At 67.1% G+C, this 19,742-nt stretch carries 20 protein-coding genes; 9 read left to right on the plus strand and 11 right to left on the minus strand.

Translation table 11 applies throughout. From position 1 onward, the window contains the following. Window positions 1-174 precede the first annotated feature (174 nt). Both CAP38_RS14660 and CAP38_RS14665 read left to right on the plus strand, forming a co-directional pair. Window positions 175-1,362 carry a serine hydrolase gene (locus CAP38_RS14660; RefSeq protein WP_086122182.1) on the plus strand — a complete coding sequence of 396 codons (1,188 nt, stop codon included), beginning with the start codon at window positions 175-177 and terminating at the stop codon, window positions 1,360-1,362. 42 nt (window positions 1,363-1,404) lie between these two features. Continuing rightward, on the plus strand, window positions 1,405-2,415 hold the full coding sequence (locus CAP38_RS14665) for a helix-turn-helix transcriptional regulator (RefSeq protein ID WP_086122183.1): 1,011 nt from the start codon (window positions 1,405-1,407) through the stop codon (window positions 2,413-2,415). 226 nt (window positions 2,416-2,641) lie between these two features. Here the strand turns inward: CAP38_RS14665 and CAP38_RS14670 are convergent, their stop codons facing one another. From CAP38_RS14670 to CAP38_RS14680, 3 genes are all read right to left on the minus strand, one after another. After that, window positions 2,642-3,637, minus strand: a complete 996-nt coding sequence (locus tag CAP38_RS14670; protein ID WP_143435842.1) for a hypothetical protein — start codon at window positions 3,635-3,637, stop codon at window positions 2,642-2,644. A 270-nt stretch (window positions 3,638-3,907) separates the two neighbouring features. Beyond that, the gene (locus CAP38_RS14675; RefSeq protein ID WP_218776584.1) at window positions 3,908-4,570 is read right to left on the minus strand and encodes a glutathione S-transferase family protein; all 663 of its coding nucleotides are present in this window, start codon (window positions 4,568-4,570) and stop codon (window positions 3,908-3,910) included. Window positions 4,571-4,580: 10 nt separating this feature from the next. Further along, the gene (locus tag CAP38_RS14680) at window positions 4,581-5,006 is read right to left on the minus strand and encodes a VOC family protein (protein WP_086122185.1); all 426 of its coding nucleotides are present in this window, start codon (window positions 5,004-5,006) and stop codon (window positions 4,581-4,583) included. 85 nt (window positions 5,007-5,091) lie between these two features. Between CAP38_RS14680 and CAP38_RS14685 the strand changes: the two genes are divergently transcribed. Further along, window positions 5,092-6,000 (plus strand): LysR family transcriptional regulator, encoded by a 909-nt coding sequence (locus tag CAP38_RS14685; RefSeq protein WP_086122186.1) that lies wholly within the window; start codon window positions 5,092-5,094, stop codon window positions 5,998-6,000. 12 nt (window positions 6,001-6,012) lie between these two features. Here CAP38_RS14685 and CAP38_RS14690 read toward each other — a convergent pair whose 3' ends face one another. Beyond that, window positions 6,013-6,849, minus strand: coding sequence for an AraC family transcriptional regulator (locus CAP38_RS14690; protein ID WP_086122187.1), 837 nt, complete (start codon window positions 6,847-6,849; stop codon window positions 6,013-6,015). A gap of 118 nt (window positions 6,850-6,967) precedes the next feature. Between CAP38_RS14690 and CAP38_RS14695 the strand changes: the two genes are divergently transcribed. Both CAP38_RS14695 and CAP38_RS14700 read left to right on the plus strand, forming a co-directional pair. Continuing rightward, window positions 6,968-7,396, plus strand: a complete 429-nt coding sequence (locus tag CAP38_RS14695) for an organic hydroperoxide resistance protein (RefSeq protein WP_086122188.1) — start codon at window positions 6,968-6,970, stop codon at window positions 7,394-7,396. 37 nt (window positions 7,397-7,433) lie between these two features. Then, window positions 7,434-8,387, plus strand: coding sequence for an alpha/beta fold hydrolase (locus tag CAP38_RS14700; RefSeq protein ID WP_086122189.1), 954 nt, complete (start codon window positions 7,434-7,436; stop codon window positions 8,385-8,387). A gap of 87 nt (window positions 8,388-8,474) precedes the next feature. Here the strand turns inward: CAP38_RS14700 and map are convergent, their stop codons facing one another. After that, a complete protein-coding gene (gene map / locus CAP38_RS14705; RefSeq protein WP_086122190.1) occupies window positions 8,475-9,221 on the minus strand; it encodes a type I methionyl aminopeptidase in 747 nt (248 codons plus the stop codon). 111 nt (window positions 9,222-9,332) lie between these two features. Beyond that, complete coding sequence (locus CAP38_RS14710; RefSeq protein WP_086122191.1) at window positions 9,333-9,728, minus strand: RidA family protein; 396 nt, start codon at window positions 9,726-9,728, stop codon at window positions 9,333-9,335. A gap of 129 nt (window positions 9,729-9,857) precedes the next feature. On the opposite strand from CAP38_RS14710, the gene CAP38_RS14715 reads away from it, so the two are divergent. Then, complete coding sequence (locus CAP38_RS14715) at window positions 9,858-10,817, plus strand: LysR family transcriptional regulator (protein WP_086122192.1); 960 nt, start codon at window positions 9,858-9,860, stop codon at window positions 10,815-10,817. Window positions 10,818-10,843: 26 nt separating this feature from the next. Here the strand turns inward: CAP38_RS14715 and CAP38_RS14720 are convergent, their stop codons facing one another. Beyond that, complete coding sequence (locus CAP38_RS14720; RefSeq protein ID WP_086122193.1) at window positions 10,844-11,683, minus strand: oxidoreductase; 840 nt, start codon at window positions 11,681-11,683, stop codon at window positions 10,844-10,846. Window positions 11,684-11,910: 227 nt separating this feature from the next. On the opposite strand from CAP38_RS14720, the gene CAP38_RS14725 reads away from it, so the two are divergent. Beyond that, entirely contained in the window at window positions 11,911-12,414 is a 504-nt protein-coding gene (locus tag CAP38_RS14725; RefSeq protein WP_256924472.1) for a carboxymuconolactone decarboxylase family protein, read from the plus strand. A gap of 62 nt (window positions 12,415-12,476) precedes the next feature. Further along, complete coding sequence (locus CAP38_RS14730) at window positions 12,477-13,409, plus strand: AraC family transcriptional regulator (RefSeq protein WP_218776585.1); 933 nt, start codon at window positions 12,477-12,479, stop codon at window positions 13,407-13,409. Here CAP38_RS14730 and CAP38_RS14735 read toward each other — a convergent pair. Beyond that, the gene (locus CAP38_RS14735) at window positions 13,391-13,846 is read right to left on the minus strand and encodes a tetratricopeptide repeat protein (RefSeq protein WP_373271420.1); all 456 of its coding nucleotides are present in this window, start codon (window positions 13,844-13,846) and stop codon (window positions 13,391-13,393) included. The genes CAP38_RS14730 and CAP38_RS14735 overlap by 19 nt on opposite strands. Window positions 13,847-13,959: 113 nt before the next feature. After that, the gene (locus tag CAP38_RS14740) at window positions 13,960-15,240 is read right to left on the minus strand and encodes a triacylglycerol lipase (protein WP_086122196.1); all 1,281 of its coding nucleotides are present in this window, start codon (window positions 15,238-15,240) and stop codon (window positions 13,960-13,962) included. Between the two features lie 192 nt (window positions 15,241-15,432). Here CAP38_RS14740 and CAP38_RS14745 point away from each other — a divergent pair, with 192 nt between their 5' ends. Further along, window positions 15,433-16,362, plus strand: coding sequence for a B12-binding domain-containing protein (locus tag CAP38_RS14745; RefSeq protein WP_179188562.1), 930 nt, complete (start codon window positions 15,433-15,435; stop codon window positions 16,360-16,362). Here the strand turns inward: CAP38_RS14745 and CAP38_RS14750 are convergent. Together CAP38_RS14750 and CAP38_RS14755 are read right to left on the minus strand one after the other, a co-directional pair. Next, the gene (locus CAP38_RS14750) at window positions 16,283-18,808 is read right to left on the minus strand and encodes an ABC transporter permease (RefSeq protein ID WP_086122261.1); all 2,526 of its coding nucleotides are present in this window, start codon (window positions 18,806-18,808) and stop codon (window positions 16,283-16,285) included. The genes CAP38_RS14745 and CAP38_RS14750 overlap by 80 nt on opposite strands. After that, the gene (locus tag CAP38_RS14755) at window positions 18,792-19,502 is read right to left on the minus strand and encodes an ABC transporter ATP-binding protein (RefSeq protein WP_086122260.1); all 711 of its coding nucleotides are present in this window, start codon (window positions 19,500-19,502) and stop codon (window positions 18,792-18,794) included. Before CAP38_RS14755 ends, CAP38_RS14750 begins: the two co-directional genes overlap by 17 nt. Between the last annotated feature and the right edge of the window lie 240 nt (window positions 19,503-19,742).

Genomic DNA, 19,742 nt, shown 5'->3' on the forward strand with positions numbered 1-19,742 from the left:
GACCCTTCAAAGGCCCCGGCGAGCCCGCGCCCCGGTGCTGAATTCCTGCCATTTCCAGACACCGCCTCGCCAGATCCAGACAAGCGATCCTGGGTGCTCGCCATAAATTTGTCTCCAGCCGATGCCACGGAATCGCGGCGCACCGGTCCCCAGCAGCAATCAAGGAGACACACCGTGACGAGTTCAAAGACAAAGGCCACGCTGGACAGCGTGCTCACCCAAACCACTCAACGCCATGGCGGCGCACCGGGCGTGGTGGCCATGGCGACGGATCGCAATGGCAACTTCTACGAGGGGGCCTCCGGGACGCGAGAGCTGGGACAGGATCGACCGATGACGACCGACAGCGTCTTTGCGATCTTCTCCACCACGAAGGCGCTGACCGGCACCTGCATCATGCAGCTGGTCGAGGAAGGTCGCATCTCGCTCACCGACGATGCCGGCAAATACGTGCCCGAGATTGACCAGCTCCAGGTGCTCGACGGTTTTGGTGCAGATGGTCAGCCCCGCACGCGTGCGCCCAAGCGCAAGATCACGATCAACGATCTGATGCTCCACACCTCGGGGCTGTGCTACGAGTTCTTCAGCGCCGATGACCTGAAGTACCGCACCGCCAAAAACATCCCGACGGTGGTGTCCAGCAGCTTCGATTCGATCCGCACGGTGCTGCTCCATGAGCCGGGCGCTGCGTGGACCTACGGCGTCAACATCGACTGGCTGGGGCGCATCGTCGAGCAGCAGCGCGGCAAGCGCCTAGGCGAGGTGATGAAGGAGCGCATCTTCGGGCCGCTGGGCATGAACGAGATCGGCTTCCAGATGAGCGAGGCGATGAAGGCCCGGCGCGTGACGATCCACGATCGCGCGGCCGACGGCAAGCTGACCCCGCTCCCCGACCTGGTGCTGCCCGATCCGCCGCCGATGGACATGGGCGGCCATGGCCTGTATGCCACGGTGGGCGAGTACATGAAGTTCATCCGCATGATCCTGAATGACGGCGCCGGCCCGAACGGCCGTGTGCTCAAGGCCGAGACCGTGCAGCAGATGTCGCAGGACGGCCTTGCCGCCCTCGGGCTGTCGGTCGGCGGGTGGACCACGTCGATCCCGTCGCTCAGCAACACCGGCGAGTTCTTCCCGGGCACCGCCAAGGGATGGGCCTACACCTTCATGACCAACCGCGAGCGCACGCCCTCGGGCCGCCCCGCCAACTCGTTGATGTGGGCCGGCCTGGCCAACTGCTTCTACTGGATCGACCGCAGCAGCGGCATCGGGGGCTACTGGGCGACCCAGATTCTGCCGTTCCAGGACACGGCGTCGTACCCGGGCTTTGTGGATTTCGAGACGGCCGTCTACCATCACCGGTAAGCCGCTGACTTCTGCGGCGCACGCCGTGAGGAGTAAACCGGCATGGAAGCGATCCGCAACGTCCTGGTCACCGACGTCACCGGTGCCCCCAGCACCCGCCACCGTCTGGTGGCGTCGACGGACTGGGACGAAGTCCAACACTGGTGCAAGCAGGTCTACATGCCATATGACGCGGCACCGGTCGGGCTCGTGCGGCAGCCTGACTCGGTGCTCGACGCCATCCGCATCGGGCACTTCACGCTTAGCCGGTTCAGCTACGGGGTGCCGGTACACCTGACCGGGTTTGCTGCGGAGGCCGGCACTGGCATGGTCCTCACGACCCTGCGCGGTGCCATTCGGCATTGGTCGAGCGGGCGCGAGTATGCGGACACGGGTGTCGGCGAAGCCTTTCTCGTGGACAACTCGCGCACCCACTACTGGCTCGACGCCGATCCGCATCATCTGCAGGTCAATCTGACCTTCCAGCATGATGCAATGGCCGCGCTCCACGAACGCTGGTTCGGCGCGCCGGCCGACGAGCGGATGTGGGCTTGCAAGTTCCGCTTCGGCGGTGCGCAGTCCAGCTGGATCAGCCTGTTGTCCTATGTGTGCCGCTGCATCACCGAGATGCCGGACGCGGTGGAGCAGGGGCCACTGGGGCGGCACTTGGAGGAGATGATCGGCCTGCACCTGTTGACGTTGTGGCGACAGCAGCTGGAGAGCCCGCAGGAGCCGACGGTGCACCGATTGGTGCCCCGCCATGTGCTGCTGGCCGAACAGCACATGCGAGTCCATGCTCCGGACGCGCCCACCTTGAGCGAACTGGCGAGAAGCGCCGGCGTCAGCGTGCGGACCCTCAATGCGGCGTTTCGGGAGTTCAGGGGCTGCACGCCGATGCAGTGCCTGCGCGACATCCGCCTGAACGGCGTGCGCGCCGAATTGCTGGTGGCCCCCCCGCAGAGCAAGGTTCGAGACGTTGCCGAGTCCTGGGGCTACGCTAACCTAGGCATGTTTGCCGCCAGCTACCGCAACAGGTTCGGCGAATCGCCCTCGGCGACGCTTTCTCGGCGCTGAACGCATTCGGGGCGATGTCTGTGAGACGGAGCAGTTCGGCGGTAGAAGGTCGACGAGCCGACGGCAGGTCCCCGGGCAGGCAACTGCCGAGTGGCCGTTGTTCGGCAACCAGCCGGCCGTCCGCTCGTGGCCGAAGGCTGACATTCTCATCGCCAAACTAAGGTGATTCTGGCCCCTCTATATCTCCGGCATGGCCAGATGGCCAGTTGGGTGGGGCGAGACAGTCTTACGCGGCCTCATCGATAACAGGCACTCGCTGCAAGTCCATGCCGGGCAGTACCCGCTTCGCCCAGTCCGTTGCGAGTGCTTCCAGAGCGATGCGCGATCGCTCAAGAACAACCTCCTTGGGCTGTCGGAAGCGCCCATCGTCCCCCTGGAAGAGGCGGGACATCTGCAGCATCAATCGACCGTTTTTGGCCACGAGTCGATGGCATGTCGCCATCTGGGGCAAAGGCGCCAATGCTCTCAGGAAGGCCAGCTTGGCCTCTTTGTCGAAAGCGATGCCGCTCAATGACTCGTTGAAGCCGAAGTAGCCCTTGACCAGCCGTTCGAACAGCTCGGGCGAGTAGTTCTCAAGCTGGGTGACCGACATGGCTGCGGGCATCCTTGGCTCGATGTCGCCGGTGATTCCCGAGTGCAGTCGCACAGTGACATAAAAGTGCTCGATCCGAGTCTGATCAGCTCTTTCTGATTCCCAGGTCTGGAAATACAGATAGCCGGGCTCTTCATCGAACACGGTTTCAACGGATGAGAGGGAGCCTTGGACCGTGCCGAGCTCGCTGTTGCGCTTGGCTCGATCGAATCTCCCGAAGAACACCAATGACGTACCAGCGAGAACCAGTAACCCCAGAAAGCGGAGCCAGAGGTGCCGGCGCCAATCGGCGACATCTTCAGCGGTCAACATGTCGATGCCTCCGACGCGAAGCCCCAGGATCTTGCCGGCTTCGTCCACCTGGGCAACGGCGGTTGTGTGGGTTACCCGAGCCCACTTGTGGATGTTTTTGCAGCCGGGTATCTCGCAACGTCCTGAGTAGCCGTCACCGACAAAAGGCACCTCGGCTCCTCTTCGAGCCGCATGCCGCTCCGAAATCCCCGCGATTTCACGAAGCTCACCAACTTGGCGTCCTTCGTACAGCTCGTAGGCGGTAGCAAGTGCCCAGAGTGACGTGGCGATGAAGAAGCCGAGAGCAAGGGCTCGGCGGTTGGCGTTGACGATTAACATGCGGGCCCGTTGTGTGCATCGGATGTGTGAATCATGCTCAAGCCTTCCCCATGCTGCTCGCGTCACGCACCCGGGTGAACCGTTCGGCCGATGTTTGGGGCTTGAGCTTGATCTCGGTAGGGCGCACGCTAACTGACACGGTCGACGGTAGCTAGAAGTTTTCGACTTTATTTGCACCGTTTTCGGCGACAGACCAAGCTCGGCATCAACCTGTTTTCGACTTTGTCTGCCCCGCAGCGATTCCGGCGCCTCTTGGAGCCCGCATGGATCCTAGGGTTCAGTTTTCGACTTTATTTGGAGAGAACAGTGTCCGTCGCCGGCTCGGTCGTGCGCGTGCTGGATGCCGGGAGCGGACAGGAAACCCGGAAGCGACTGGACCCGTGCGATCCAGGCGCGGACAGCAGGAAACGGCTTGAGATCCACACTGCCTTCGTGCGCCCATGCCACGTAAGGGAAAACGGCACAGTCGGCAATGGTGGGACGGCCCAGCTCCAGCCATTCGTGGCAAGCCAGGTGTGCGTCGACCCGTTCCAGAAGGCGTGCGCTGCGCCGAAGGGCATCGGCCTTGTCGAGGTCGTACCCGAACTTTTCGACCAGGCGGGCGGAGGCAGGGCCGCTCTGGATCTCTCCGGCCGATGCCGACAGCCACTGCACGATCCGACCCTGGGATGCAGCGTCATCCGGCCACCATCCGGGGTCGCCGTGGCGTGAGGCCAAGTACACCAGAATGGCCTGCGAGTCGCGCAGCACCAGGTCGCCATCGACCAGCACGGGCACCTGTGCCCAGGGGTTCAAGGCAAGAAACTGCGGGGTCCTGTGTTCACCCGCTGCCAGATCGACAGGACAGCGTTCCAGAGGAATGCCGGCGAGTGCCGCAAACAGCCTGACCTTGTAGCAGTTGCCCGAGAGTTCGACGTCATGGAGCCTGATCATGGAAGGGTCCTCACAGCAGCTGGTTGAACTCGAGCACGTTGCCGTCCGGGTCGCGTAAGAACAGGCCCTCGCGGCGAGGACCGATCGGCGCGGGGCCTTCGGTGATGGCGATGCCGGCCCCGTTGAGCCAGTTCACCAGCGCGGCGAGATCGTCGACGATGAAGGCGGCATGGGTGATGCCGGGCCACTTCACGGGTTCGTCCTGCAGCACGTTCTGCGCACCGGCGCGTGACGTGCCGTTGAAGATCAGGTTGATGCGCACGCCGGCCGGTGTCGCCATTTCGTTGGCGTAGTCGTCGAAGCGGATCTCCTCGCGGAAGCCAAGGCGCTCGTAGAAGCGGCGTGCACGCTCGGGATCCGAGACACGGATGCCGACGTGTTCGTAGGCAGTGGCAGGGGCAGGACAGGTAGGGGGTGTGGGTCGTGGTGTGTTCATGCCCCGATGATCTTTCTCGCGGTCCCTACAATAAATAGACTGCCTTGCAGGTCATCCCACCGAAATCCGCAGCAATCGAAGACCGATGGACAAGCTCAGGGCCATGGCGACATTCGTCCGCATCGTCGATGGCGGCAGCCTGACCGCGGCGGCAGATGCCGCCGGCACCTCGCTGACGTCGGTGGTGCGCTCGCTCGCTGCGCTCGAGAAGTCACTCGGTACGCGGTTGCTGAACCGGACCACCCGGCGGCTCTCCCTGACCACCGAAGGCCGCGACTACGCGGAGCGATGCCGCCAGATCCTGGCGGCCGTGGACGAGGCCGATGCGGCGCTCAGCGAGCAAAGGGCCAGCCTGAGCGGCCGACTGGCCTTGACGGCACCGGTCACGTTCGGCCGCATGCATGTGGCACCGCTGGCTGCGTCGTTTCTGAAACAGCATCCGGATCTCTCGGTGGATCTGCTGCTGCTGGACCGGGTCGTCGATCTGCTCGAAGAAGGGCTCGATCTTGCGGTGCGCATCGGGGAACTGCCGGACTCGTCCCTGGTTGCGGTGCCGCTGGGCACGGTGCGTCGGGTTTGCTGCGCCAGCCCCGCTTACCTGCGCCGCCACGGCACACCGAAGGAGCCGCGGGACCTGTTGAAGCACCGCTGCATCGGCTTCAAGGGCCATGGTGCGAGCGCCGACTGGCGCTTCCAGGTTGCGGGGCGTGAGCTCAAGGTGCCGGTCAGACCCGTGTTCGTCACCAACCAGGTCGAGGCGGCGATGGACGCCGGCATTGCCGGACTGGGGTGCGTGTCCCTGCTGAGTTACCAGGCCAGAACCGGTCTGGAATCGGGTGCGCTGAAGGCCGTGCTTCGTGGTTTCGAGGTCGACCCCTTGCCGGTCAACATCCTGTACCGGCCCGACCGCCTGATGTCGACCCGGGTGCGTGCGTTGCTGGACTGGCTGATACCGAGCTTGCGCGAGGCACTGGCCAGCGATGGCGCCGGATGAGGTCGCCTCCCGTCACTCGGGGCGCCTCACGGGCATCTGGCTTTTCCACGCCCGGGGCGACCGTCCGGTCTGGACCTTGAAGGCGCGAGAGAGTGCCGCCTCGCTCCCGTATCCGACCTCGGCAGCGATCAGCTTCAATGGACGCCCGCGCCGAAGCGCCTGTTGTGCGATCCGCACGCGCCAGCCCTGCAGGTACTGCCCCGGGGTGATGCCCATGACCGAGCGGAACGTGGAGGCAAACACGCTGCGCGACATGTTGGCAACGCCCGCCAGCTCAAGGAGTGTCCATTCCCTTGCGGGTTCTTCGTGCATGGCCACCAGGGCGTGACGCAGCCTCGGGTGCGACAGGCCGGAGATCAGGCCGCCCTTCACGTCGCCCCGTTCCATCAGCTGGCGAAGTATCTGGATCATCACCACCTCGAACAGTCTCTCGACCATGGCGGTGCGCCCGCATCGCTGTTCGAACGCCTCGTCGAACAGCAACGCCAGCACCGGCGCGGACCCCTCGATCGCTTCCAGCGGCAGGCAGACGACTTCCGGCAAGGCCGCTGCGATCGGGTTCTCTGCACCGCCCTCGAACCGGAGGTTCGCGCAGACCACGTCCGCGCCGTGCTCGACGTCGGACACGAAGCGGTGCGTCAGGGGACGCGGGAAAAGCAGCACGCTGGGCTTCTCGATCGGCAGCGTTGACCTGCCGAAGCTGACGGTCAGCGGGCCACGGCGAACCAGGTGCAGCTGGCCATGGGTGCCGTCACCCTCCAGCGTGTTCACCCCGCACAGGGGCCCGGCGTTGAACACCTGTGCCGACACGGGAAAGTGCGCCATCAACGAAGCCAGCCGATCGCTCATTGGTACTCCTGATCAAGTAAGTCGCACTCTATATCACCCAAAGTCTGTTCTGGCCGGGCAAAGTACATCTCACCGGACAGCAGCTGTCCGGCCTTTGCCCACCTCAACAGGAACCCACATGACCATCGAGAAGATCCTCTACACCGCCACCGCCGCCGCCACGGGCGGCCGCGAGGGGCGTGCCACCTCGTCCGACCAGGCGCTGGACGTCCGGCTGTCCACCCCGCGCGAACTGGGTGGCGCCGGAGGTCCCGGCACCAACCCGGAGCAGCTGTTCGCCGCGGGCTACTCCGCCTGCTTTCTGGGCGCTCTGAAGTTCGTGGCCGGCCGCGACAAGGTGTCGCTGCCCGCTGCCACCACCGTGACCGGCAAGGTCGGCATCGGGCAGGTTCCCACCGGCTTTGCGATCCAGGCCGACCTGACCGTTTCGGCGCCTGGTGTCGATCGGGATGTGCTGCGGTCGCTGGTCGACCAGGCCCACATCGTCTGCCCCTACTCCCATGCCACGCGCGGAAACATCGACGTCACGCTGGTCATTGCCAACTGACCCCCACACCCGCAACCACCCACACCACCCGAACCCCATGAAAACCCATCACCGAATCCTGGCCACCACGGTGCTCGCCATGGCGCTGCAATCCACCTTCCCGGCGCATGCCGCTCCGCCGGCCGCGCTGGCGCCGACGACCACCGAAGCCACCCTCGATGGCAATTACGTCGTGACGCGCGACAAGGTCCGTCTCTTCTACAAGGACTGGGGCCCGAAGGACGGGCCTGTCGTCACCTTCAGCCACGGCTGGCCCTTGAGCTCCGACAGCTGGGAATCCCAGATGATCTTCCTGGCGGGCAAGGGCTACCGCGTGATTGCCCATGACCGCCGTGGGCACGGTCGCTCCAGCCAGCCCTGGGACGGCAACGACATGGACCGATACGCCGACGACCTGGCTGCCGTGATCCACGCGCTGGACCTCAGGGACGTCACCGCGGTCGGCTTCTCCACCGGTGGCGGTGAGGTGGCACGCTACATCGGCCGCCATGGGACGAATCGGCTCAAGAAGGCCGTGCTGGTCAGCGCCGTGCCGCCGATGATGCTGCGAACCAGCGACAACCCGGACGGCCTGCCCCTGGCGGTCTTCGACGGCATCCGCAAGGCCTCGCTGGAGAACCGGTCGCAGCTGTACATCGACCTGGCTTCCGGTCCGTTCTACGGCTTCAACCGTCCGGGCGCCAAGGTGTCGAAGGGCCTCATCGACAGCTGGTGGGCGCAAGGCATGCAGGCGGGTCACAAGAACACCTTCGACTCCATCGCAGCGTTCTCGGCCACCGACTTCCGCCAGGACCTCGAGAAGTTCGATCTGCCGACCCTGGTGATCCATGGCAGCGACGACCAGATCGTGCCGATCGACATCTCGGGCAAGGCTGCAGCGGCCCGCATCCAGGGTGCCCGGCTGATCGTCTACCCCGGCGCACCGCATGGATTGACCGACACGCACAAGGACCGGTTCAACCAGGATCTGCTCGACTTCCTCGAGCACTGAAGCCCTGCCGACCGGGCAGCCAGACCGGCCCGGTCGGCGGCGACATCGAATGACAGGAAACCTCCCTCGGCAAACGGCCATCGGCTGTCAGCACCGGGTGACCACCAGGGGCGCACCGTTCGTGATGATCAAGGTGTGCTCGTATTGCGCAGAGAGGTTGCCATGCGCGCCTGCCAGCGTCCAGCCGTCTGCGGTCTCGGTGACGACGCGGGACCGGGTCGACAGAAACGGCTCGATGGTGATCACCATCCCGGCTTTCAGCCGGCGTCGGTCCGAGGCGTCGAAGTAGCCCGCAATGTGTTCCGGCTCCTCATGCAGCGCCCGCCCCACACCGTGGCTGCCCAGGTTCTCGATCACCCTGAAGCCATACGCCTTCGCAGTGCGTCCGATGGCTGCACCGATCCGGTTGATGGGCTGACCGGCCCTTGCGACCGCCAGGGCTTCGGTCAGCGCGGTCCGGGATGCGTGACACAGGCGCGTCTTGGTTGGCGTGGCGGGCGGGATGGCCACGGTCCCGCCGGTGTCGGCAAAGTAGCCGTCGAGCTCGGCCGACACATCGACATTGAGAAGGTCGCCGGCCTGGATGACCCGATCCCCGGGCACACCGTGTGCGGCTTCTTCGTTGATGCTGATGCAGGTGAAGCCCGGGAATCCGTAGGCGAGCTGAGGCGCAGAACGGGCGCCTTCGGCCTGCAGCCACCGTCCTCCCAGCAGGTCCAGTTCGCGTGTCGTCATCCCGGGCTCTGCGGCGTCCAGCATCCGGTTCAGTGTCATGGCAACGATGCGGCCCACCTTTTGCAGGGCCAGCACGTCTTCCTGGGTTTCGATCGTCATCGGGTTGGTCTTGTCAGCAGGGGGTGTTCTGGAACGAAGCTGGCCTTCGGTGTCCGGCCATGCTGCACCCCGGTGGCGCGAAGACCGGATCAGGGCGGCACCGCCCGGTCGTCACGACGGCAGCCGTGCGATGACCTTGATCTCGAACTGGAAGCCATACAGCCAGGTGACGCCGATGCCGGTGAGCGTGGGATGTGGCGCGTCGCCCCAGTTCTCCAGCACCACGGGCCAGGCCGCTTCAAAGTGCTTCTCGGGGTCGACCATGAACACGGTCACGTCGATCACGTCCATGAAACTGCAACCTGCGGCCTTGAGGATGTCATTGAGGTTCTGAAAGGCCAGACGGATCTGCGAAGGGAGATCGGGCTCGTGCGTGCCGTCGGGTCTGCTGCCGACCTGGCCCGACACGAACAGAAAGCCGTTGGAGCGGATGGCCGGGGAATAGCGGTTGCGCTGGTACAGGTCCTGGCGACCGGCAGGGAAAATCACGTCTCGGGTGTGGGTCATGGTCGGTGCGTCTGAGTCACGGGTGGGCAGGATCACGACTGTAGGAACAGCCCGTGGATGAATAAACCCGGCAGTACGACAAACTGCGTTTGCGGATTCCGAACAATCATCCGGATCAGAGAGGACAACATGGACCGATTCGATGCCATGCAGGCTTTCGTTCGAGTGGTCGATGCAGGCAGTTTCACCAAGGCCGCGGAGACCCTGCGCCTGAACAAGACCAGCGTGACGCAGCTCATCCAGCAGCTGGAGGCCCGGCTGCGCGTGAAGCTGCTCAACAGGACCACGCGCAAGGTGCAGGTCACGGCGGAAGGCGCTGCCTACTACGAGCGCGTGGTGCGGCTGCTGGCCGACCTGGACGATGCGGAGACAAGCCTTTCGGACGCCAGGACCGCCCCACGCGGACGGCTTCGCGTGGACGTGCCCAGCCCGCTGGCCCGGTTTGTGCTGGTGCCCGCCCTGTCCGGATTCCATGCCCGGTATCCCGACATCCAGATCGACATGGGTGTGAGCGACCGCATCGTGGATCTGATCAGCGACAGCGTGGACTGCGTGATCCGGGGTGGCGAGATCACCGACCCCTCGCTGGTTGCGCGTCTCGTGGGTGAACTCCCGATCAAGGCCTACGCGGCACCCGGATACCTGCAGCGCCACGGCACGCCGGAACACCCCAGGGACCTGGAACAGTCGCACCACCGTGTGGTCGGCTTTCTGAGCGCTCGCAACGGTCGGGTGCCGCCCTTCTCCATGCAGCTCGGTGACGGTGAGCGCATCGATGTACGAGGTCACCATGTGGTGGCGATCGATGATGGAAATGCCTATCTGGCAGCGGGCCTCGCCGGCCTGGGCGTGTTGCGGCTGCCCACCTACATGGCCAGGGATCACGTGGCCCGCGGTGAACTGGTGACGTTGTTCGATGAATGGAGCTTTGAGCCCATGCCGCTGTACCTGGCCTATCCGCCGAACCGGTATGTGAGCGCAAAGCTGCGTGTGTTCGTGGACTGGGTGATCAGCGTCGTTGGTGAAGCCGTGCCGTCGCGGGCCGCCGGTGCAGCAAAGACCGCTCGGCCCGGCCGTTCCCTCAGGTGACCGTCGGCAGCCTGCACGTCAGGCCGTCATCGGGCCGCGAAGTCGGTCGAGGAAGAGAGTTCAGCATGCTCGGCCATCTCCGCCTGACGACGATCGAACGTTTCCCGTGCGCAGGTCACCGCGTCGGAGCCCGCCAGGAAGCGCAGTGGTGGCTCGGCCCATCCAGCGATCTGCACCAACACCTGGCCCAGCCTGGCAGGATCTCCAGGCTGCCGATGGTTGTAGGCGCTGTAATCCACCCGCGTCGCTCCCTGCGGATCGTCGTAGTCGAGGATCCATCGGTCACCGTAACGCACCGATGTCGCATCCAGAAAGTCGGTACGGAAGAAGCCCGGCTCCACCGTGGTGACGCGGATGCCGAAACGGGACACCTCCATCGCCAGCGACTCCGAGAACCCCTCGACAGCGAACTTGGTGGCGCAGTAGATGGACGACGAAGCGAATCCCTTGAACCCGCCGATCGAGGCGATGTTGAAGATGTGCCCGCTGCGCTGGCGTCGCATGTGAGGCAGCACGGCCCGTGTGACATGCATCAGTCCGAACACGTTGGTCTGGAACTGCGCTTCGATGGCCGAGCCGGGAACTTCCTCGAACAGGCCCAGTTGCCCGTACCCGGCGTTGTTGACCAGAACGTCGATGCGCCCGAAACCATCGATCGCCCGGGCAACGGCATCGGTGGACTGCGACTCATGGTCCACATCGAGCGGAACGCACAGAACGCGGTCGCCGTGGTCGGCGAACTGTGATTGGAGTTCGTCCGGCTTTCTGCCGGTCGCCACCACCCGGTGGCCTGCCTCGAGTGCGCTCAGCGCAATGTATGCACCGAGCCCACGCCCGGCGCCCGTGATGAACCATATCTTGCTCATGGCTTCTCTCTGATGAGGGGGTTGAACACCGATCCAGTCTAGGAACAGACCCGGCCATGGCGGTAGCCGAAAACCACGGCAGGCTTGCCCGATGCTGCAGATCCGGTGTGTGGCCAGCCCGGCCCTGCAGGAACGAGCAAGCCACGAAACGTTTTGTGCAATGCAGTCGGCGTGTGATTGCTCTAGAGTCCGGCAACGCTGACGTTCCGGATTCGAGGGGTGCCGCCATGAAGGGATACAACCGCTTTTTGCATGTCGTTAGCATCCTACTGACCGCAGGACTGCTGCCGATCGCTGGCACGAATGCCATGGCGGCATCGACCGAACCCGCGGTCCCGGGCAACAGCCCGCGATTCGACAACGGAATGCAGGTGCTGCGTGACCTGAACAACGGGCAGCCGCAGCCGGTCTTCGAGGCCATGCGCCGTGATTTCCCCTTCCTGGCCGAAGGTACGGCGTCGTATGCGCTGGGGGATGTGTGGGGACGCAAGGTGCTCGACCCGAAGACCCGCCAGCTTGCGGCGATGGCGGCATTTGCCTCTCTGGGGCTGCGAGGGTTCTTCAAGACGCATGCGGGCTATGCGCTCAATCTGGGCGCCACACCCGATGAACTCAAGGAGATCGTCTACCTGGTCACGGTGCCCGCCGGGTTTCCTCGCGCCATCGAAGCATCGCAAGTCCTCCAGGAGCTGTTCCACGAACGAGGACTGGGCACCCCGCAAGGCCAGTGATGTCCGGCGAGCGGCCTCGGGTGGCTGGCGGCATCGACCGCGCGGACCCTTCCCTCAGGGCGTTGTTCGATCGTCACGCGCCGGCAGACGGATTCTTTCCCTCTCCGGTGGCGGGGCTTCAGCTGATCCGTGCCAGCGCACCCACCGATCCCTTGAGCGTGTTCTACCGGCCCGCACTCTGCCTGGTGGTGGGTGGAAGGAAGCGTGTCTTCCTCAACGACCAGATCACGGAATACGGATCGGATGGCCACCTGGTGATCTCGCAAGACCTGCCGGCGCTCGGGCAAGTGGTCGAAGCGTCGCCGCTCGATCCGTACCTCTGCGTGCATCTGCGCTTCGAACAGGCCGAGATCAACCGGGTTGTGCTGGACCATGGCCCGCCGCGGGAGCCCGAAGGCGCCACCACCCGTGCGGCCCGAGGCTTGTATGTCGAGCCATCATCCGCCGCCCTGCTGGACGCGATCCTGCGCCTGGTTCGGCTGCTGGATGCGCCAGCCGATCAGGCGACCATGGCACCCCTGATCCGGCGCGAGATCGTCTACCGCCTGCTGAGCTCGGCCAATGGCTGGCGCCTGGCGCGCACCGCCCGGGCGGGCTGCTGCGACCATCGCATCGCGCGTGTGCTGGAGGTGTTGCGTGCGCGCTTTCGTGATTCCCTCGGCGTTCGCGAACTCGCCGGCATCGCTCACCTGAGCCCTTCGGCCCTGAACCTCAACTTCAAGGCGGTGACGTCGTTCACACCCCTGCAGTACGTCAAGCAGCTTCGCCTGCAGGAAGCGCGGCGTCTGGTCGTTTCCACCGACATGGATGCGGCCGCCGTGGCCTTGACCGTCGGCTACGACAGCCCCTCCCAGTTCAGCCGCGAGTACGCGCGCATGTTCGGCGAGCCTCCGTTGCGGGACAGAGCGCGTCTGCGTGTCAGCCCGGGTGCGTTCCTGCTGCAGGGCTCGTGCCTGGCCTCTGCGGCGGTGGCTGCTCAGGGCGTTGCGACGTAGCGGTTGCCGTTGGCCTTGAAGGCCTGCACCGCCTTCTTCAGGTCGGTGTATTCCTCGCAGGGCAGAAAGCAGATCTTGTCGAGCGCCGCCAGTTGCCTCTCGGCCTTGGGCAGATCGCCCCTCATGAGGTAGAGCTCGCCGGAGTACTCGAGTGCGCCCCGGTGCTTCGGGTCGATCCGCAAGGCCTCCAGGTAGTGGCGCTCGGCCGCATCGAGGTCCGGCGTGCCCGACTTGCGCAGGCTGTAGCCCATCAGGTTGTTCCAGTCGGCCACGCCGGTCTCGTTCACCCGCCGGAGCTCGGCAATGGCTTCCGGCCATTTCTTTTGCGCAATCAGCGTGCGGGCGGTGGCCAGCGTGTTGGACGCCGGCGTGGACGGGGTCATGTCGGCGGCCGTCGCCAGCGGCATGGCCAGCGCCAGAACCAGCGCGGTCAACACAGCATTGGGTGAGATTGCACGGGTCGGCATCGGCGTGTCCTTGGGGATGGTGGTCCGGCAGACGTTACCGCAACCGTGCCGCCACTTGAATCCCCGCCGGGGCCGCCGAAGGGTCAATGGGCCGAGGTGGTCGGCGCCTCCATCCACGCCACCAGCTGTCGCGCCACCCCCGCATCGCCGAGCAGGTCGATGTGGCCGGTCCGGTAGGCGATGTGCCGGTGCGGCGGGGGAAAGGACAGGCAGCGGGCCGGGTCGTCGTGCAGGCCCAGGGCGCTGTTCAGGGGCACCAGGCCATCGCCCACCAGGCGATCGGCCAGCAGGCTGCGGCGGGGGGCCAGCGTGGCGGCCACCGTGTGGCAGGCCACCCCGGCCGGCAGGGGCAGCGGCACGCGCTGGTCGGGTCGGCGCCGGAACCGGTCATGCCCTTGCCAGTCGGCATCCAGCACATGGCCGTAGCGCAGGTCGGTGATGCCTGCGCTGCGCAGCTGGCTCAGGCGGGCCAGGGGCCGGCTGTAGGGCGTGCTGCCCAGCAGCCCGTCGACCCAGTGTCCGGCCCTCTCCAGCGGCGCACCATGGTGCGGCGTGCCCAGAAACACGATGCGGCGCAGCTGCCGGGTCCAGCGGTGGCCCGCCTCGGCGCCGTGGTGGCAGGCGGCGCGCACCACCAGCCCTCCCATGCTGTGTGCCAGCACGCTGCACTCCTGCAGCGGCACCGGCCAGGCGTCGAGCAGCGCTTCCAGGTGGCCGGCCAGTTCGCGGCCGTTGACCGAGGTGTGCAGCCCGGTGTTGTAGCGCAGGTGGATCGGCGTGTAGCCCAGTTGCCGGGCCAGGTGCACCCCGTGGTCGTGGCCCGACCGGTGCCATTGCAGATCGTTCATGCACAGCCCGTGCACCAGCACCAGCAGCCGGCCGCTGACGGCGCCTGTGGCGTCCGGTGCCGCCAGGTCCAGGGGGCGGCCGTCGCGGCGCCAGTGCATGCGGGTGGCCAGCGGGTTGCCGTCGGCGCTCAGGCGATCGCCCATCACGCCATTGAGGGCCGCCACCACCGCGTCCCGTTCGGCCGAGGGTTCGGCCGCGGTCGGATCGCGTTCCAGGAAGGGTTCCAGCCGCAGCAAGGCCCCCTGCAGACCGGCATCCACCAGGCGCGTCACGCCGCGGATGCCCTGGTAGACCATGCCGGTGAGGCCGCCGGCGCGACCCGGCTGTGCGTCCCCGGACAACCCCAGGCTGCCGAGCACCGACCGGTGCACGCCCTCGGCGATGTGCGTGACCTCCGTGGTGGCCTGGGTCGCGATGCGGGCGGCACCGCGCAGATCGCTCGCCCGCAGCTGGCCCAGCAAGGCGGCGGCGGACCGCACCGGCGGGGCGGATCTGGGGGTGCGGGGGTTGGCCATGGCGGCTCCGGTGGGGGCGGGTGGAACCACCCGCTACACCCTTTTACCCGAGAAATGCGGCATGGCCCTGCCGTCATCGGTTCACCGGATTGTGGTTTTCCAATCGGTGCACAACAATCGCGGAGCCGGCTCAGGGAATGGCCGGCGCACCGAGCTGCATACCCGGCCGGTGGGCGTTCAGGGGAGACGTTCATGTCGCACGTGCATCAGCTGCGCGAGGCCATCCGGATGGAGGACGGGCCGTCGTCCCAGTGCAAACGGTCGCTGCTGCGCGTCATCGACCACCAGATCATTCCCCAGCTCTCGGGCGTCCACGAGGAGCGGCCCGGATCAGGCCCGTCGCAACCGGCCAGGCCGCTGGTCCTGGCCGACGGCGTGCTGGCCCGGTTTGCCGCCCTGTGCTGCGCCGATGACGAACAGTCGTGCATGGCGTTCATCACCGACCTGCTGCAGGACGGCCATGCACTGTCCGATGTGCTGCAGAACCTGGTGGCGCCGGCGGCGCGCCACCTGGGGCAGCAGTGGGACCAGGACCGCATCGATTTTTCGGCCGTGGCGCTGGGTCTGGCCCGGATGCAGGCCATTGCCCACCACTTCGTGCCGCTGGAACGTCAGACCGGTCGCATGGCCGAGGACAAGTTCAGCATCATGCTGGCCGCCGCGCCCGGCACCACCCACCTGCTGGGCCTGACCATGATCCAGGAGCTGTTCGCCAGCGATGGCTGGGACGTGCGGCTGGAGCTGGCCACCAGCCCTGCCGACCTGCAGACGGCGGTGGCCGCCGACTGGATGGACGTGCTGGGCCTGTCGGTCGGGCTCACCGAGCAGCTGGATCGACTGCCTGCGCTGGTGGCCGACCTTCGCCAGCGATCCCTCAATCCCCGCATGGGGGTTCTGCTCGGCGGTGCAGCCTTCCAGGAGGCGGCGTCCGCGCCGCACGCCTACGGCGCCGATGCCATCTGCCTGGACCCCGGCTCGGCGATCCGGACCGCCCGCCGCATGGCCATGCAGGTGCATGCCGGCGGCCGTGACGCCCCGCCGGTCAGCCACCCGAGCGCAGCAGCAGCGCCGGACTCAGACGCAGCCGGCTCGACAGGTAGCGGGCGCCAGCGAGCAGGCTGACGCCGCCCACGAGCACCACCGTCGCCAGCCCGGTCCAGTACAGGCCGGCCGGCCGGATGTCGAGCTGCCACAGCAGCAGCGCGGTGGCCAGCAGGCTGCCGCTGAGCCAGGCAAAGCCGGCGGTCACCGCCGCCAGGACCCCGTATTCCCACCACAGCACCTGCCGCAGCAGGCCGTGGCGCGCGCCCAGCGCATGCATGACGGTGGCCTCGAACAGCTGCCGGCTGCGGCTGGCGGCCACCACGCTGGCCAGCACCAGCATGCTGGCCGCCAGACAGACGCCCGCCACCAGGCCCAGCCCGGTGCCGGCGCGGCCCAGCAGGCGCCGGCTCTCCTGCAGCAGGGCTTCGGTGCGGGCGCTGGCGATGTTGGGCGCCACCCGGGCCAGCCGGTCCTGTGCGATCAGGGCCTGCTCGGGCGACATCCAGGCGGCACCGACATGGCGGGTGATGAAGGGGTCGAGCACACCGTCGCTGAAGATGGCCTCCAGCCACAGGCGCGACTGCAGCCGGCGCTGGCTGTAGATGGCGCCGAGCGTGGCCTCCACCGGCGTGCCCATGATCTCGAAGCGCAGGCGGTCGCCCACCTGCAGGCCCAGCCCGTCGGCCTCCCGGTCTTCCATCGCCACCAGCGGTGGGCCCTGGTGGTCGGTCGGCCACCAGGCACCCCGGTCGATCACCACATCGTCGAAATTGCCGCTGCGGTCGCTGAGCTTGTGCTCGTCGAGCGATTCGCGTGCCCGGTCGGCATCGCCGTCGCGCAGGGCCTGGCCATTGACGGCCACCAGCCGCCCGAGCACCAGCGGTGCGGTGCGAACCGATGATCCGCCAGGCAGGCCTTGTAGGGTCTGCTGCAGCAGGGGCAGCTGATCGGTCTGCACGTCGTGCATCACGAGTGCCGGGGCCTGTTCGGGCACCACCTCGTCGAGGGTGCGCAACAGGCTGGCCACCACCAGCGTGCAGGCCACCAGCAGGGTGAGTGCCGAGCCCAGCGAGAGCAGGGCGGTCCGCAGCGGCGAGTGCGGCTGCTGCAGGCCCGCCAGCGCCAGCTGCAGCGGCAACGGCAGGCCCGTGCGTTGCTGCAGGCCGCATGCCAGACGCCGCAGTACCCGGGCAAGACCGTCCAGCAGCAGCAGGACGGTGGCGGTGGTCAGTGCAAAGGCCAGTCCGAACCTCGGATCGGGCAGGCTGGCCACGAGCAGCAGCACCAGGGCTGCGCCGGCCAGCAGCGTCAGCATCCGGGTGCGGCGCGGGGTGGCCAGTGCGGCGGCCTGCACGCCCCGGAACAGCACCGCCGGCGACACCGACAGCGCCCGTCCCAGCGCGGGCAGGGCGAAGGTCAGGGCCGTCATCACGCCAAAGACGAGCGCCATCAGACCCGGTAGCCACAGGCTCCGCCCGCCCGTGGCCAGCGGCAGCTGTCCGGCGACCAGCTGCCCGGCGAGCGCGGCCAGGGTGATGCCCAGCAAGGCCCCGCTCGCGCTGGCCATGAGGGCCAGCAGGCCGATCTGCAGCAGCACGAAGCCGGCCAGACGCGCGTCGGTCAGGCCCACCGCCCGCAGCGTGGCCAGTGCCACCAGCCGGCCCTGCAGCCAGGTCTGCACGCTGTTGAACACCCCGAGGCCCCCGATGAACAGGGCCGAGAAGCCGATCAGCAGCAACCCCGAACCGATCTGCGCCAGCACCTCGGCCATGCGGTCGCTGCGTTCGTCGAAGCTGCGCACCTCGGCGTCGATGCCGGGGTGGGCGGCGATGAAGGCATCGCGCCATGCCGCGGCGCCGGGGGCACTGCCGGGGTTGATGCGCACCCGGTAGAGGTGGTCGATGCGGCTGAGCGGCTGCACCAGGCCGGTGGCCAGCAGGGCCGCCTCCGACAGCAGCACCGGCGCTGCGCCCCAGTCGGCGCGCAGGCTGCGGTCGGGCTGCCGCTGCACCAGGGCCGTCACCACCAGCTCGGCGTCGCCCAGCATGACCCGGTCGCCCGGCTGCAGTCCCAGCCGGGTGGCGAGGGCGGCATCCACGGCCACCGCCGGCCTGCCGTCCCGAGGCAGCAAGGCCTGCGGCAGACCCGCACCGGTGTCCGCAGCGCCCGACAGCTCGACCGAGCCATACAGCGGGTATGCACCGTCGGCGCTCACCAGCTCCACCAGCTGGGAGCGGCCCGACCCGGTGCGCAGCATGGTGCGCAGCTCCAGCACCCGGGACACGGTGCCCCTGGACCGCATCCAGGCCAGCGCGTCGTCGGGCAGCGGCGCGGTGGCGGCCACCTCCACGTCGCCGCCGAACAGGGTGCGCGCGTCTTCGGTGAGACCGTCGGCCACCTGGCGGTACAGGCCGCCACCGGCAGCCACCAGCGACACGCCCAGCAGCAGGCAGGCCACCAGCACCCACAGCGGCCGCCCGCCGGTGCGCAGATCGCGCCAGGCCAGTTCAAGCAGGAAGGGCACGGGCGGGCTCCGGTGCGGTTTCCTGCAGCTGGCCATCGTGCAGTCGCAGCACCCGGTCGCAGCGGGCGGCAAAGTCCATGTCGTGGGTGACCAGGACCAGGGTCGTGCCCAGCTCGCGGTTCAGGCCGAACAGCAGCTCGCGCACCGATGCCGCCGTGTCGCCGTCCAGGTTGCCGGTGGGCTCGTCGGCCAGCAGCAGGCGCGGTCGGTGCACCAGGGCCCGGGCGATGGCCACGCGCTGCTGTTCGCCGCCGGAGAGTTCGGTGGGGCGGTGCTGCAGGCGGTCGCCCAGTCCCACGCGCTGCAGCATGGCCGCTGCCGCCTCCCGCGCGCGGCCATCACCCGCCATCCGCAGCGGCAGGGCGGCGTTGTCCAGCGCGCTCAGGCTGGGCAGCAGGTGGAAGTTCTGGAACACGATGCCGATGCGCTGGCGGCGCAGGTCGGCCAGACCGTCGGCATCCAGTTCGGCCAGATCGATCCCGTCGATGCGGATGAGGCCCGCCGTCGGCCGCTCCAGGCCGCTGAGCAGCAGCAGCAGCGAGGTCTTGCCGGAGCCGGAGGGGCCGGCGATCGCCACGCGGGTGCCGGCTTCGATCTGCAGGTCGACCTCGCGCAGCACGTTCACCCGTCGGGTGCCGACGGCGTAGTGCATGGACAGGCCGCTGGCCTGGATGAAGGAGGGGTGTGCGGACATGGGCTGTCGGAGGTTGCCGTGCCCCCCGAGTTCCCGCAGCGCAGCACGGCCGAGCCGGGCGCTGGCGGCCTGCATACCGTGGTATGCAGGGCCTGTGAACCAAAGTGGGCATTCGGCATCTCCTGCCGGAACTTGAGGTCGGTGGGCGACCGTTCAGCCCCGAATCCGCACCGTTGGTTGAGTAAATCACGGCAAACCATTGAATAGTGTGCGTTTTTCCCCGTTGTACTGTTTCCGGTG

This window comes from Hydrogenophaga sp. IBVHS2 (assembly GCF_002127215.1).
GTDB lineage: Bacteria > Pseudomonadota > Gammaproteobacteria > Burkholderiales > Burkholderiaceae_C > Hydrogenophaga.